18 protein-coding genes are annotated in these 13458 nt (G+C 63.8%); 12 read left to right on the top strand and 6 right to left on the bottom strand.

Annotated features, from left to right (window positions below; all coding sequences use genetic code 11):
• Positions 1–2: 2 nt before the first annotated feature.
• Both J5M73_RS18050 and J5M73_RS18045 read right to left on the bottom strand, forming a co-directional pair.
• A complete protein-coding gene (locus J5M73_RS18050) occupies positions 3–515 on the bottom strand; it encodes a sigma-70 family RNA polymerase sigma factor (RefSeq protein WP_060841054.1) in 513 nt (170 codons plus the stop codon).
• A gap of 144 nt (positions 516–659) precedes the next feature.
• Positions 660–1652 (bottom strand): cytochrome-c peroxidase, encoded by a 993-nt coding sequence (locus J5M73_RS18045; protein WP_060841055.1) that lies wholly within the window; start codon positions 1650–1652, stop codon positions 660–662.
• Between the two features lie 247 nt (positions 1653–1899).
• Here J5M73_RS18045 and ggt point away from each other — a divergent pair, with 247 nt between their 5' ends.
• From ggt to J5M73_RS17990, 11 genes are all read left to right on the top strand, one after another.
• Complete coding sequence (ggt, locus tag J5M73_RS18040; protein WP_207815950.1) at positions 1900–3735, top strand: gamma-glutamyltransferase; 1836 nt, start codon at positions 1900–1902, stop codon at positions 3733–3735.
• 154 nt (positions 3736–3889) lie between these two features.
• Complete coding sequence (locus J5M73_RS18035; RefSeq protein WP_207815948.1) at positions 3890–4384, top strand: GNAT family N-acetyltransferase; 495 nt, start codon at positions 3890–3892, stop codon at positions 4382–4384.
• A gap of 228 nt (positions 4385–4612) precedes the next feature.
• Positions 4613–4933, top strand: coding sequence for a transcriptional regulator (locus J5M73_RS18030; protein ID WP_172682028.1), 321 nt, complete (start codon positions 4613–4615; stop codon positions 4931–4933).
• Positions 4920–5237 (top strand): helix-turn-helix domain-containing protein, encoded by a 318-nt coding sequence (locus tag J5M73_RS18025; protein ID WP_053153790.1) that lies wholly within the window; start codon positions 4920–4922, stop codon positions 5235–5237. The genes J5M73_RS18030 and J5M73_RS18025 overlap by 14 nt, the downstream gene beginning before the upstream one ends.
• Before the next feature lie 465 nt (positions 5238–5702).
• Positions 5703–5969: a DUF3077 domain-containing protein gene (locus J5M73_RS18020; protein ID WP_060841058.1), complete on the top strand. Its 267-nt coding sequence runs from the start codon at positions 5703–5705 to the stop codon at positions 5967–5969.
• A gap of 115 nt (positions 5970–6084) precedes the next feature.
• On the top strand, positions 6085–6387 hold the full coding sequence (locus J5M73_RS18015) for a type II toxin-antitoxin system HigB family toxin (RefSeq protein ID WP_060841059.1): 303 nt from the start codon (positions 6085–6087) through the stop codon (positions 6385–6387).
• 5 nt (positions 6388–6392) lie between these two features.
• On the top strand, positions 6393–6764 hold the full coding sequence (locus J5M73_RS18010; RefSeq protein ID WP_060844620.1) for a helix-turn-helix domain-containing protein: 372 nt from the start codon (positions 6393–6395) through the stop codon (positions 6762–6764).
• Between the two features lie 78 nt (positions 6765–6842).
• Complete coding sequence (locus tag J5M73_RS18005) at positions 6843–7655, top strand: GyrI-like domain-containing protein (RefSeq protein ID WP_207815945.1); 813 nt, start codon at positions 6843–6845, stop codon at positions 7653–7655.
• A gap of 133 nt (positions 7656–7788) precedes the next feature.
• Positions 7789–8505: a polyphenol oxidase family protein gene (locus tag J5M73_RS18000; RefSeq protein ID WP_207815943.1), complete on the top strand. Its 717-nt coding sequence runs from the start codon at positions 7789–7791 to the stop codon at positions 8503–8505.
• Complete coding sequence (locus tag J5M73_RS17995; protein WP_207815941.1) at positions 8502–8957, top strand: GNAT family N-acetyltransferase; 456 nt, start codon at positions 8502–8504, stop codon at positions 8955–8957. The genes J5M73_RS18000 and J5M73_RS17995 overlap by 4 nt, the downstream gene beginning before the upstream one ends.
• A gap of 96 nt (positions 8958–9053) precedes the next feature.
• Positions 9054–9635: a DUF4234 domain-containing protein gene (locus J5M73_RS17990; RefSeq protein WP_060841064.1), complete on the top strand. Its 582-nt coding sequence runs from the start codon at positions 9054–9056 to the stop codon at positions 9633–9635.
• A gap of 9 nt (positions 9636–9644) precedes the next feature.
• Here the strand turns inward: J5M73_RS17990 and J5M73_RS17985 are convergent, their stop codons facing one another.
• From J5M73_RS17985 to J5M73_RS17970, 4 genes are all read right to left on the bottom strand, one after another.
• Complete coding sequence (locus tag J5M73_RS17985; RefSeq protein ID WP_115580924.1) at positions 9645–9998, bottom strand: gamma-glutamylcyclotransferase family protein; 354 nt, start codon at positions 9996–9998, stop codon at positions 9645–9647.
• A gap of 30 nt (positions 9999–10028) precedes the next feature.
• Positions 10029–11123 (bottom strand): D-alanine--D-alanine ligase, encoded by a 1095-nt coding sequence (gene ddlA / locus J5M73_RS17980; protein WP_207815940.1) that lies wholly within the window; start codon positions 11121–11123, stop codon positions 10029–10031.
• 45 nt (positions 11124–11168) lie between these two features.
• Positions 11169–11648, bottom strand: coding sequence for a GNAT family N-acetyltransferase (locus tag J5M73_RS17975; RefSeq protein ID WP_108545186.1), 480 nt, complete (start codon positions 11646–11648; stop codon positions 11169–11171).
• Positions 11649–11722: 74 nt separating this feature from the next.
• Positions 11723–12364, bottom strand: coding sequence for a LysE family transporter (locus J5M73_RS17970; RefSeq protein WP_060841068.1), 642 nt, complete (start codon positions 12362–12364; stop codon positions 11723–11725).
• Between the two features lie 242 nt (positions 12365–12606).
• Between J5M73_RS17970 and J5M73_RS17965 the strand changes: the two genes are divergently transcribed.
• Entirely contained in the window at positions 12607–13416 is an 810-nt protein-coding gene (locus J5M73_RS17965; protein WP_102860222.1) for an AraC family transcriptional regulator, read from the top strand.
• Positions 13417–13458: the final 42 nt, after the last annotated feature.

The following is a 13458-nucleotide window of genomic DNA, read 5'->3' as shown; positions in this document are numbered from 1 at the left end:
GTTCAATCGTCCATCAGTTGTATGCATTGCAGCAGTGCCTTGCCCAGATGATTCTTGACGGTGGTCACCGACACCCCCAACTGCCGCCCGACCTGCACATAGCTCAGGCCGTCCAGCTGCACCATGAGGAAAATCTGTCGGGTGCGCGTGCCCAGTCCATCGAGCAAGGCATCGATGGCCAGCAATGACTCGATGATCAAATGATGGGTTTCAGGTGAAATGTCCTGAGGCTCCGGACGTGCCGCCAAAGCCTCCAGATAGGCCTGTTCCAGAACTCTGCGGCGCGCCTTGTCGATCAGCAGGCCGCGGGCGATGGTCGCCAAGTAATGACGGGGCTCTCGCAGTGCCGGCAACTGGCGCAGCGACAGCATCCGCACGAAGGTGTCCTGGGCCAGGTCCGCCGCATCGGCACAGTTGCCGGTGCGGCTGCGCAACCAGCCCTTCAACCAGCCGTGGTGGGCGCCATACAGATCTTCGATCTCCAGCGATATTGAAGCCTTGACCCCTGCGTCCATGATCGACCGCCGCTAATGATAATATCTCTCATTATTATCCAGTCGTTTTTTCATGACAACAGAGCGCCCTTCCCGGCAGACCTGAATGCCGCATGCCTGGCCTTTCCGGAAAAACCGCAGCACGCTGCGGTTTTTCCACCCAGGTCAGTTGAAGGGTTGTGGACGCGGTGTCTGCGCCGAGGACGGCGGCAGGATCGGCAGCTTGAAGTCCGGTTGATCGCCGGTCAGGGTTTCAAGGAAGGCCACGATCTGGCCGACTTCCTCAGTGCCCAGCTTGCGCCCCAATTGCAGCCTGGCCATCACGTCCACCGCCTCTTCCAGCGTCCAGTAGGCGCCGTCGTGGAAGTAGGGATAGGTCAGCGCCACGTTGCGCAAGGTCGGCACCTTGAACAGCATGCGGTCGGCGTCCTTGCCGGTCAGCCCGGCCACGCCCTGGGCCGGGTTCTGGGTGACGTAGGGCTCGATCATGCCCATTTTCTGGAACGAGCCACCGCCTACCGCTTCGCCGTTGTGGCAGGCCACGCAGCCGATGGACTTGAACAGTTGGTAGCCCTTGAGCGCGGTGGGGCTGATGGCCGCCTTGTCGCCCTTGAGCCAGCGGTCGAACGGCGCATTGGGCGTCACCAGGGTGGCTTCGAAGGCGGCAATGGCGTTGGTGGCGTCGTCGAAGCTGATCTCATCGTTGCCATACACGCGCTTGAACGATGCTCGGTACTGGGGAATGGAGCGCAGCACCTCCACCGCCAGTTCATGGGTAAAGCCCATCTCCCCCGGGTTGGTGATCGGACCGCTGGCCTGTTCCTGGAGCGTGGCCGCACGGCCATCCCAGTACTGCGCAAAGCTCAGGCCGGAGTTGAGCACCGTGGGCGAGTTGATCGGCCCCTGGTGCCAGTTGTGGCCGATGGAGGTGGGCAGGTTGTCGCTGCCGCCCATGCTCAGGTTGTGGCAGGAGTTGCAGGAGATGAAACCGGATTTGGACAGGCGCGGGTCGAAGAACAACTGCTTGCCCAACTCCACCTTGGCCACATCGGTGATCTTCGCCGGTTGTACCGGCAGGATCGGCTCGCTCGGCGTCTCGCCCCGTACCTCGCCCCCCAACAGCAATCCGAACACAAGTAACCACTTACAACCGTGCATGGCGTCCTCTCATCAGGCTTATGGTTTGCTGCACCATGTGCCCAACCTCCCCCAGCCGCCCTGACTCAGATCAATCGGTGGCCGGGTGCACGCCTGCCTGCGACCCTATGTACAGGGCCGCTGAGCAGCGCCTTGCCACTGGCCCAGCGCACGGTCATGGCCACCTGCCGGCCCTGCTGTCGGCGCCACTGCTGTACATTCCCCTCCACGGACGACACCTCATTTCCCAGTGAACGGAGCTCAACGCGTGTTCTCGATCTTCCCTCCCCGTCACCGCCACCTGGCCCGCCTCAGCCTGCTGGCCGCCGCCCTCAGCCTCAGCGCCTGTAACAACCCGCCCTCTTCCACTGCCCTGCCTGCCGCTCCGGAAATCGCTTCGGGCTACCGCACCGACATGCAGACCCGGCACGCCGACAAACACATGGCGGCCGCCGCCAACCCGCTGGCCGCCGAAGCCGGACGCGAGATGCTGCGCCAAGGCGGCTCGGCCATCGACGCGGCGATTGCCATGCAAGCGGTGCTGACCCTGGTGGAGCCGCAGTCCTCGGGGATTGGCGGCGGCGCGATGATCGTGCTCTGGGACGGCAAGGCCGTGCGCACTTATGACGGTCGGGAAACCGCGCCGGCGGGCGCCACCGAGAAGCTCTTCCTGCAGGCGGACGGCAAGCCGATGCCCTTCCCTCAGGCGCAGATCGGTGGACGCTCGGTCGGCACCCCGGGCGTGCTGCGGGCCCTGGAAATGGCCCACCAGAAACACGGGCGCCTGCCCTGGGCGCAGCTGTTCGAGCCGGCGATCCGCCTGGCCGAGCAAGGCTTCGCTATCTCGCCACGGCTGCACACCATGATCAGCGCCGACCCGTTCCTGGCGCGCTCGCCGGACATGGCCGCGTACTTCCTCAATGCCGATGGCACGCCGAAAGCCGTGGGCACCTTGCTGAAAAATCCACAGCTGGCCGCCGTGCTCAAGCGCATCGCCCAGGAAGGCCCGGACGCCCTGTACACAGGCCCGGTGGCCGCGGAAATCGTCGCCAAGGTCCAGGGCCACGCCAACCCCGGCAGCCTGTCGCTCAATGACCTGCAAGGCTACCGCGCCAAGGAACGCGCGCCGCTGTGCAGCGACTACAAGCGCTGGCAGGTGTGCGGCATGCCGCCGCCCTCTTCCGGCGGCGTGGCGGTGGCGCAGATCCTCGGCACCCTGCAAGCCCTGGAACAACGCGACCCGCGCTACACCCTGGCCAACCTCAAGCCGCAGCAAACCAACCTGCCGGCCGGCCTTGAGCCTGCGCCGCAAGCGGTGCACCTGATCGCCGAAGCCGAGCGCCTGGCCTACGCCGACCGCGGCCTGTACGTGGCCGACAGCGACTTTGTGCCCGTGCCGGTGGCCGGCCTGATCGCCCCGGACTACCTGGCCCGGCGCGCCGCCCTGATCAGCGAGCGCAGCCTGGGCAAGGCCGAGCCGGGCCAGCCCCGGGGCATCCAGGTGGCCTACGCCCCGGACCGTTCGCCCATGCGCATTTCCACCTCGCAAGTGGTGGCGGTGGATGACTTAGGGGGCGCGGTGTCCATGACCACCACGGTGGAAGCGGCCTTTGGTTCACACCTGATGGTCCAGGGCTTCATGCTCAACAACCAGCTGACCGACTTCTCCTTCATCCCCGAGGAAAACGGCCAGAAGGTGGCCAACCGCGTCGAACCGGGCAAGCGCCCGCGCTCGTCCATGGCCCCGACCCTGGTCTTCGACCGCGCCAGCGGCGAACTGCTGGCCAGCGTCGGCTCCCCCGGCGGCTCGCAGATCATCGAGTACGTGGCCAAGTCGCTGGTGGGCATGCTCGACTGGAACCTCGACCCGCAAGCCGCCGTCGGCCTGCCCAACTTTGGCAGCCGCAACGGCCCGACCGAACTGGAGAAGGGCCAGTTCAGCCCGGCGCTGAAACAGGCGCTGAAAGCCCAGGGCCATGAAGTGAACGAAATCGACATGACCAGCGGCACCCAGGCCATCGTTCGCGTGCGTGATGCACAGGGCAAGGCCTCCTGGGCCGGCGGCGCCGATCCTCGGCGCGAAGGGGAAGCGCTGGGGGATTGAGGGTTATCGGATGAACCCGAGGGCTGGCCGTGAGGCTGGCCCTTTTTTGTGGGCGGGGAACACGGGCGCTGTATGCAAGATTTTGCGGTGGTCTGTGTCTGACCCGGCCTGGGGATCTGCCCTAGCATCTTCCCTGTCAACCGAGGAACCGACGATGAACAAAATTGCAGCCGACCTTGATATTCCGGGCCTGAGCCCACGACGCCTAACGCCCCAGGACCTTGAACTGATCTGCCGCCATCGCCAGGCGATGTTTCTCGATGCGGGCAATGACCTCTCCACCTTGCAGGTGATGACCGAGCACTTTCGCCCCTGGTTGCGCGAACGCCTGGAGGACGGCCGCTACTACGGCTTCGCCCTGATGGACGCCGAGCAGAGCGTGGCCAGCATCGGCCTGATGAGCATCGACTGGCCGCCCCACCCTTCCCATCCAACCCAGGATCAGCGCGGCTATGTGCTCAACGTCTACGTCGAACCGGCCTACCGGCGCCGCGGCCTGGCGTCGGCGCTGATGAAACTGGCACAGGCCGAGTTCCGCCAGCGCGGGCTGGGCTTTGCCGTACTGCATGCGACCGAGGCCGGCAAGCCGCTGTATCAGGGGCTGGGTTGGGCCGCGACCAGTGAGATGGCGAAGGTGTTGGAAGCTTGAGTTAGCTGCTCTGGATCATAGAGCCGCACTGAGCAGAGTTGCCCGAGTTTCAGGTCATGCAAAAGGTGACATCGAAGGCATGGATCACACACAAGAAAGCGAATGGGCTGACTGGAAATCAGGACTCCGCTCATTGGCGTTGCAACTCCACGTTCTTAATCTTTCAGGAGTCATCTCCTAGCACCCACCATTGCCGCAAGGTACGTCAAAGACGTAGAATCCTCCCGCATGCTGACGATCATAGAATCTCCGCTGTTTTCCAGACTCTGGCCCGATTACTGGTCCGAAGAAGAGCGTGGAGCGTTCATGACGTTTCTTGCCAACGACCCGGAGTCCGGCGTTGTCATTCCGGGTTCTGGCGGTTGCAGGAAAATCAGATGGAGCGTTGATGGACGTGGAAAAAGTGGCTCGGTGCGGGTCATCTATACCACCCAGCTCGCATGCGGAGCCCTGGTTGCGTTGGTGATCTATGGCAAAGGCGCTACCGAAAACATTCCAGCGCCTGTTCTGCGCAGAATCGCGAAGGAGATGAATCATGCCCCTTACTGAAGAAGAACTATTGGCACGTGATGCCAAGCGCAATATCGGCCAGGAGCTTCTGGACGCGATCATCGATGTCAAAGCCGGCCGTCACGGCAATACCCACAGCATTCCGCTCACCAAGGCCGCCGAAGCCCGCGGTAAAACCGGGTTGTCACAACCCAAGTTTGCCCAACTGCTTGGCGTGTCGGTAAGGACCCTTCAAGAGTGGGAGCAAGGTCGGCGCTCGCCTTCCGGAGCGGCCCGTTCATTGCTGCATATCGCGATGCTCAGGCCCGATGTATTTCGTGAGGTGCTGGCACAACCTCTGTAGCCGCTGCCGCAGGCTGCGACAAGGACCGAAGGGCCTTCGGCGCCAGGGAGATCGCTGCGACCGTTCCGGTCGTTCGCAGCCTGCGGCAGCGGCTACAGGGGCGGTTCACAAAATGTCGCAGTAATGCCGTTGCGACTCACCCTACTCCAACCTATGGTTCGACCGTCGCTGCAAAATCAGCGATCAGGCTTGGCGGCCTGATAGAATCGAGGCGCAACAGCGCCCCCACCAATCATGCAGGCGCTTTTTTTGCGCCCGCATACCTACGTTATGGCGGGTTGCGTGGGAGAACCTTCGGGTTCGCCGGTTCCTTGATTCCCGGTCCGCCAATCCTGCGCAATCCGCCACCCTGATCTGCTTGGCGGCAGACGGTGACGGTCCTTCGAATCAAGGAGTCGTGACCATGAACTGCTTCTGCAATCTGTTTCCCCCACACCTCCCGTCACACAAAACCGGAGGTGCCCGATGACCACTCAATCGCCCCTGACCACCCTCGGTGAAATCCGCTTTTCCCATTGCGGCGAACACCTGCATCCGCTGTTTCGCGTGAATGCCGACGTGCCGATCAGCGATGCCCTTGAGCACGCCTCGGCGCTGTTGCATCTGGCAAAGCAATTCACCCTGGAGGCGGCCATGGAGCCGGGCTGCGACCGCTATGCTTGGGCGGCACATCACCTGGCAGAGATGGGCAAGGCACTGATGGATGACGTGCACGCCACGCTCTCTGCATGACCTGATCGTCCCTGAGCCGACGTCGCCTGCGCGGGCAGATCCAGCGATCTGCCCGTACGTCGCCTGACGCACTCAGCGACTTGTTTAAGTCCCAGCACGGGACTAGGATCGCGCCATGAGAATTATTGCAGTCAGTCAGTTGAAGGCCTTCTGGGAGAAGTACCCGGATGCAGAGCAGCCTTTACTGGCTTGGGTCGATGAAGCAAGGAATGCCGAGTGGTCCAACCCTGCGCAAATCAAGGACCAGTATCGCAACGCAAGCATTCTCAAAAGCCGCAGGGTGGTCTTCAACATCAAGGGCAACGAGTATCGACTGGTCGTTGCCGTGGCCTATCGTTTCGGCGCGCTGTACATCAAGTTCGTAGGCACCCACCGGCAGTACGACGCCATTGATGCCGACAGCGTAGACATGGAGTAACCCAGATGAACATCCGCCCTATCCACACCGACCAGGACTACCGCGCCGCGCTGCAAAGCGTCTCGCCCCTGTTCGACAACGAACCGCAACCCGGGACGCCTGAAGGCGATTACTTCGACGTGATGATCACCCTGATCGAGGCGTACGAAGCCAAGCAGTTTCCCCTGGACCTGCCCAACCCGATCGAGGCGATCAAGTTCCGCATGGAGCAATCCGGCTTGTCCGCCGCCGACCTGGCACCCGCCATCGGCCGCACCAACCGCGTCTACGAGGTGCTCAACGGCAAGCGCGCGCTGACCCTGCCGATGATCTGGAAACTGCACCAACTGTTCGGCATCCCGGCCGAAAGCCTGATCAAGCCGAACAAGTCGTCCTGAGCATCACTGCCGGGCTTGAGCTTGCCCTTGGGTAAAGGCCCAACCTGCCTGGCAACCCAACACCACCAAGGACGCTCCATGCTCACCATCGGACAAATGGCCCGCTGCCACGGCCTCACCACCAAGACCCTGCGCCATTACGACAGCATCGGCCTGTTCACCCCGGCCCTCACTGGCCGCGACAACGGCTACCGCTACTACAGCCCGGAACAGATCGTGACCCTGGGCCGCATCGTCTGGCTGCGGCAACTGGGCATGTCCCTGGAAGACATCCGCACGCTGGCGGACCAGGGCGGCCTGGACAGCGTGCTGCACATGCAGCAGTCGTTGCAGGAGCATGCCCGGCAGCTGGAAAGCGAGATTGCCCGCAGCCAGAAGGTGCTCGGTCACCTGCAACGCTACCTGGCCCAGCCACAGCGCCAGATCCCTGCCCCGCAGACGCCGCAGAAGGTGTTCCTGGCCCGGCAACGGATCATCGGCATGGCCTGGCAGCAGGATGACCCGGGCTCCATCGCTGAGCTCTGGCAACGCTTCGAACCCCGGGAGCAGGAAATCCAGCGCCTGGCCGAGCCGGTGGGCACCTACGGCATCTGCCAGCCCCTGGAAGACGGCCATTGGCGCTATGTCGCCGGCTTGCCGGTGGCTGCCGATGCGCCCCTGGTGCCGGGCATGGTCGAGCTGGACATCCCCGCCCGCCACTACGCCCGGGTCGAGCATCACGGCACCGTGGCCACCCTGCCGGAAACCTTCCGCGCCGCCTACAGCGAATGGCTGCCCGCGGCCGGGCTGATGCCGATCGAAGCGGTGGAATTCGAATACACCGGCGAGCGTTTCCTGGGGCCCATGCACCCGGACAGCGTGGTGGAGCTGTACATCCCGCTCAAGGCCTGAAACATCCGCAAGGCGGACCGCCCCACAGGCAACCGCTGGTCTGGCGCTGCCTTTGCAGCGCGGTCTGTCAGCAAAAGTGCCTCGGATACCGCTATGCTCTGCAGCCATTCCCAGGTTACCGAGCGAAGGCCCGATGAGTTTCCAGGCAGCTGTGTTGAACCAGATACCCGGCATCCGTCATGAGTTTTCGACCCTGGGCGCTGCCCTGCCGGCCAACCTGTTCTTCTGCTCGCAGGTCCACAGTGGCGAGGTGGTGCACGCCAGCACCACCCTGCCCAGCGGGATCATTCGCGGCGATGCGGTCCTCACCCATTCCAGCCGGCCCATCGCGGTGGTCACCGCCGATTGCCTGCCGATGTTGATCAGCAGCCACGACGGCGCCTGGGTAGCAGCGGTGCATGGCGGCTGGAAAGGCCTGCACGGCGGGATCATCGCCAATGTGCTGCAACACTTCGCCAACAAGGGCATCGCCCCACGGCAATTGCGAGTGGCCATCGGCCCGTCGATCAAACCCTGCTGCTATGAAGTCAGTGCCGACTTCATCGACACCCTGTCCGCCACTCAGGATCCGCTGTGGCCCGCTGCGCAAGCGCCCTGGAGTCGCCAGCAGCCGCCCCCGCGGCTGCCCCCGCAAATTCCCCCGCCACAGCCGACCCAGGCCGACTCCCTGTGGTTCGACCTGAGCCGCTATGCCGTGTACCTGCTGCAGGCCGCCGGCATCGAGGACGAGCAGATCGAAATCAGCGAGCTGTGCACCTACTGCTCGACCCCGACCCTGGCCAGCTATCGCCGACGCGTGCATCGGGGTGAAGCCAAGGCCTTCCAGTACTCCTGGATCGGCCGGACATGAGCCTCGGCTTTGCGCTACTCCCGACCTCTCTGACCGACCTGGAAACCCTGGTCCAGATGCGCATCGCGGCCATGCGCGACAGCCTTGAGCGCCTGGGTCGCTTCGACCCACAGCGGGCCCGGGAGCGTTTTGCCGCAAGCTTCGCGGCCGAGCGCTGCCACTTCATCCTCAGTGACGGACAGCCCGTGGGCTTTATCCAGAGCGAATCACACGAGGATCATCTGCGACTGCAGCACCTGTACGTCATGCCGCAATTCCAGGGGCGGGGTATCGGTGCCCAGGCCCTGGAGCCGCTTTTACAGCGTTCCACCAGAGAACAATTGCCCATCCACCTGGATGCGTTGCGCGGCAGTGACTCAAATCGTTTTTATCGACGCCTGGGTTTTGTTCAGGTAGGCGAAAGTGAATGGAATATTCACTACGTTCGGCCCGCAGATCCCCCCCTGGCCTGAACCCGGCCCTCGTCGGCCATCGAGACCGTACTGGTGCTTGGCCAGCTACCTGAGCTAACGTTGCCTCCCGCCACAGACCCAACCCAAGGAGTGCCCGTGTCTGACAATCTCTATGCCCCGCCCCAGGCGGATCTGGTCGCCCCTTCGGCGCACACGGCGCCACAACCCTTCTATGTGGTGTCCAAGGTCAAGTTCCTGACCCTGTACATCCTCACCTTCGGTATCTACCAGCTGTACTGGGCCTATAAGAACTGGCATCAGTTCAGGCACGCCAGCGGCCAGGAGTTGTGGCCGGTGGCCCGGGCGTTCTTCGCGATTTTCTTTACCCATGCGCTGTACCGCGAAGCCGATGCACAGCTCAAGCGCGACGGCCGCAGCCACGACTGGCGCCCCGGTGAACTGGCGACCCTGTTTGTGGTGGGGCTGATCGTCAACAACGTGGTGGATGCGCTGTCACGCAAGAACATCGGCTACCCGGTAACCGACATCGCCAGCCTGGCGCTGCTACCGGTGCTGGCGTGGGTCACCTGGCTGGGCCAGCGCGGCCTGAATGCCGCCGCCGGCGACCCCGAAGGCCGCAGCAACGCCCGTTTCACCCCGCTCAACTATGTGCTCTGCGCGCTCGGGGCCGTGGTGCTGGTGTTGGCCTGTCTCGGGGTGATGCTGCCGCCGGAGTGAGTCAGGAACTCAGGCGCTGACGTAGACCCAGGCCTGGATCCCCGAGGCCAGGGTCACGCTGACCCGCTTGTAGTCGGCGACTTCATAGCGGTCTGCCGCTGCCAGTTCCTCGGGGGTAATCTGAAACACCGTGCCGGCAATCGGCGTGCTGTCCGCCGCCCCCGGGCGCAGGATCGGGTGATGGGTCTTGCCACTGGCGGCCAATACCTCGGGATCGGTGATTTCCACCCAGCTCTGTTCATAGCCGAGCATGGCATCGGTGCTGCCACTCAACTCACGGCCGAAGTTGGCCAGCTGCACCGCCTTGTCTTGCAGGGTGCCGTAGGAAAAAAGGTAGACCGAAGCTTCTGTTGCCGAACTCATTCGTCACGTCCTTAAACACGATGATCCGCTTCAGCGGTTGATTTTCAGACCTTGCCGCTCGGCATGGCGCTCCAGCGCCAGCTCGATCAGGCGGCTCACCAGCTCGCTGTAACGCATGCCGGCGGCCTGCCATAGCTTGGGGTACATGCTGATGCGGGTGAACCCGGGCAGCGAGTTGATTTCGTTGATCAGCACTTCACCGTCGTCGGTGAGAAACACATCGACCCGGGCCAGCCCGGAGCAGCCCAGTACCTGGAACGCCTCGATGGCCAGGGCGCGGATGCGTTCGCTGTGCTCGACGCTGATGTCCGCCGGCACCAGCACCTGGGCCGCGTCTGCGTCGATGTACTTGCTGTCGTAGGAATAGAAACCGTTGCCGACCACGATCTCGCCGCAGCCACTGGCGATCGGTTGGTCATTGCCCAGCACCGCGCATTCGATTTCCCGCCCGCGCACCGCGGACTCCACCAGCACCTTGTGATCGAACCCCAGGGCCAGCTCCACAGCAGCCATATAATCGGCTTCGCTTTCGACCTTGCTCACCCCCACCGAGGAGCCTTGGTTCGCCGGCTTGACGAACAGCGGCAGGCCGAGCTGGTCCCGGGCCTGAGCAAAGCCGTAGCGACCACGAGTGGCACGGGTCAGGGTGATAAACGGCGTCACCGCCAGCCCGGCATCGCGCAGCAGGCGCTTGCTGATGTCCTTGTCCATGCACACCGCCGAACCCAGCACATCGGAGCCGACAAAAGGCAGGTCGGCCATGCGCAGCAGACCCTGCAGGCAACCGTCCTCACCCAGGGTGCCGTGGACGATCGGGAAGATCACATCCACATGCCCCAACAGCTCCTGGCTGCTGGTTTCCACCAATTGCTGGCTGGCCTTGCCCGGCACCACCGCCAGTTCGCGGTTGGACTGGTTGAGGGCAATCAGCGCCGGGTTTTCCTGGTTGATCAGAAAGTTCGAGGTGTCGTTGAGGTGCCAGTGCCCCTGCTTGTCGATGCCGATCAGCACCGGCTCAAAGCGCGTGCGATCCAGGGCATCGACGATATTGCGCGCCGACTGCAACGACACTTCGTGTTCGGCCGAACGGCCACCAAAAATAATTCCGACCCGCAATTTGCTCATGAATGGTTTCCGTTAAAAAAATGATCGCTGACGGTTCTCTTGGTTTCAGCTGGGGCTGTAGCGCAAATGGATCAACGCCACCCGCTCCTGCTCCTTGTTCTTGCGCTCTTCGATGGCGAACGGCACAAAACCCAGCTTCGGATAGAACAGCAAGCCCGCCACATTGCTGTTGAAGCAGGACAGCGTCACCTCGCTGGCCTGGTGCTTGCTGCGAGCGATATGGATCATCTGCCCGATCAGTTGCGCTCCCAGGCCCGCGCCGCGCACCTCTGGGTCGACGATGACATTGCCGATGGTGCAGGTGCCGCCACTGGCCCAGCGATAGAAGTTGGCAAAGCCCACCACCTGCCCATCCAACTCGATCACCGTCGAGTCGCTGCGCTGGGCGATGGAGTCACGCAACTGGTCGTGGGTCAGCGGCCAGGTGGCGGCAGGAAAGAAGAAATACAACTCCTGGGGATTGCCCACGAAACTGCAGATCCGCGCAATGTCCGCCTCTGCTACCGGGCGAAAAACAACAGCCATGTTCAGTCTCCTGATACGGGGACGGGTCGTCCTTGTTGGGGGGCGTATCCTGGCCAGCGCAAGGCGCCGGCCGCTCAACGGTTGGCCAGCAGATGCCCGCCAAACAGCACATAGCAACCACCAGCCAGACGGTCCAGCCAGCGACGGGCCCGGGCGTAGAACCCGGCCACCCGGCTGCTGGCGAAAAACAGCGCCACGCAGCAGTACCAGGACAGCGACAGGCCGGCCATGGTCAGCACCGCCAGTCCCAGCAGCAGAGGTGGCGGGGAGGCCGGCATCGACGTGGCAAAGATGGTGGCCACGAACAGCGCCGACTTGGGGTTGGTCATGTTGCCGAGAAAGCCCAGCCGGTAGGCCGAGAACAGGCTGCGCTCAGCATGGACCGCGCCATTGGCGGTTGGATTATCCAGGGCCGGTTTGCGCTTGAACTGCTTGAGTCCCAGGTAGATCAGGTAACAGCCACCGGCGACCTTGAACAACACGAACAGCGCCGGCGCCGCGCTGAACAGCGACTTGATGCCCAAGCCTCCCGCCAGCCCCCAGAGCACGGTGCCACTGGCCACCCCCAGGGAGGCAAACAGGCCATGGCGCCGCGAGCAGCTCGCCGCCAGTTGTGCTGTGGTGAAAAAGTTCGGTCCTGGGGTGATCACCGCCACGCTCCAGAGCAGGGCCAGCGACAACAGCGGGGCGAGGTAAACCAGGTATGAGACGTGCATGAGCGCAGGTGGCCATGAAGGGGATCCGGGTGAACGACGCTACTCCACTCGCGCCTGCCCAGGCAACCGCCGATTGGCCTCGCAATCCTGCTCAAGCCGTCGGCCGCCGCGCTGCGCCTGATCCATCCTGCAAGGCCCCCCTTCTTCCGGTAGAACTGCCACGGCGTGAGCCGAGGGGCAAGACAGCCAGCGCGCCCCTGAGTTAACGTACCGCCCTCGGCTTCATCCATCAGGACCGTTCCATGGCCAAACCCACCGCTGTCACCGACTGGGTTCACCGCGCGCCGCCCGCCCGGGGCCTGGAGCGCATCGAGGCGTATTTCGCCGGCCATGGCTATGACATGCACCGCCACGACACCTACGCCATCGGCCGCACCCTGCGCGGGGTGCAGAGTTTCCAGTACCGCGGCGGCTGGCGCCACAGCCTGCCTGGGGCCACCATGGTCCTGCACCCCGACGAGCCCCACGACGGCGAGGCCGGCACCCACGACGGTTTTCACTACCGCATGCTGTATGTCGAGCCGGCGCTGATCCAGCAGATCCTCGGCGGCCAGCCACTGCCCTTCATTGCCGGCGGCCTGTCCAATGACCCGCGGCTGTTCGCCGCCACCGAGACCCTGCTGCGCAGCGTCGACGGCCCCCTCGATCCGCTGGAACAGGAGGACGCGCTGTTCGACCTGGCCCACGCCTTGAACAGCGTGTCCGGAGTCCCGCGGTCCCGCCAGCGCTTCGACTACGTAGCGGCAGAACGCGCCCGAGAGTACATCCACAGCGCCCTGGACCGGACCCTCACCCTGGACGAGTTGGCAGCCCATAGCGAACGCGACCGCTGGAGCCTGTCCCGGGACTTTCGCCTGCTGTTCGGCACCAGCCCCTATCGCTACCTGAGCATGCGCCGCCTGGACCTGGTCCGCGCCCTGCTGGTGCAGGGCCAGTCCCTGGCCAATGCGGCGCTGATGGCGGGTTTCTCCGACCAGAGCCACATGACCCGACAGTTTCGCCAGACCTACGGCCTGCCTCCCGCTCGCTGGCTGAAGATGCTCGGCCGCTGAGCCACACACGATCGTTCAAGAAGCCGGCGCCCCTAGCTGTTT

The organism is Pseudomonas sp. 50_B (genome assembly GCF_017491625.1).
In the GTDB taxonomy this organism is placed as follows: Bacteria; Pseudomonadota; Gammaproteobacteria; order Pseudomonadales; family Pseudomonadaceae; genus Aquipseudomonas; species Aquipseudomonas danubii.
Note: the sequence above shows the minus strand (reverse complement) of the source record. Positions and strands in the feature narration are given on the sequence as shown.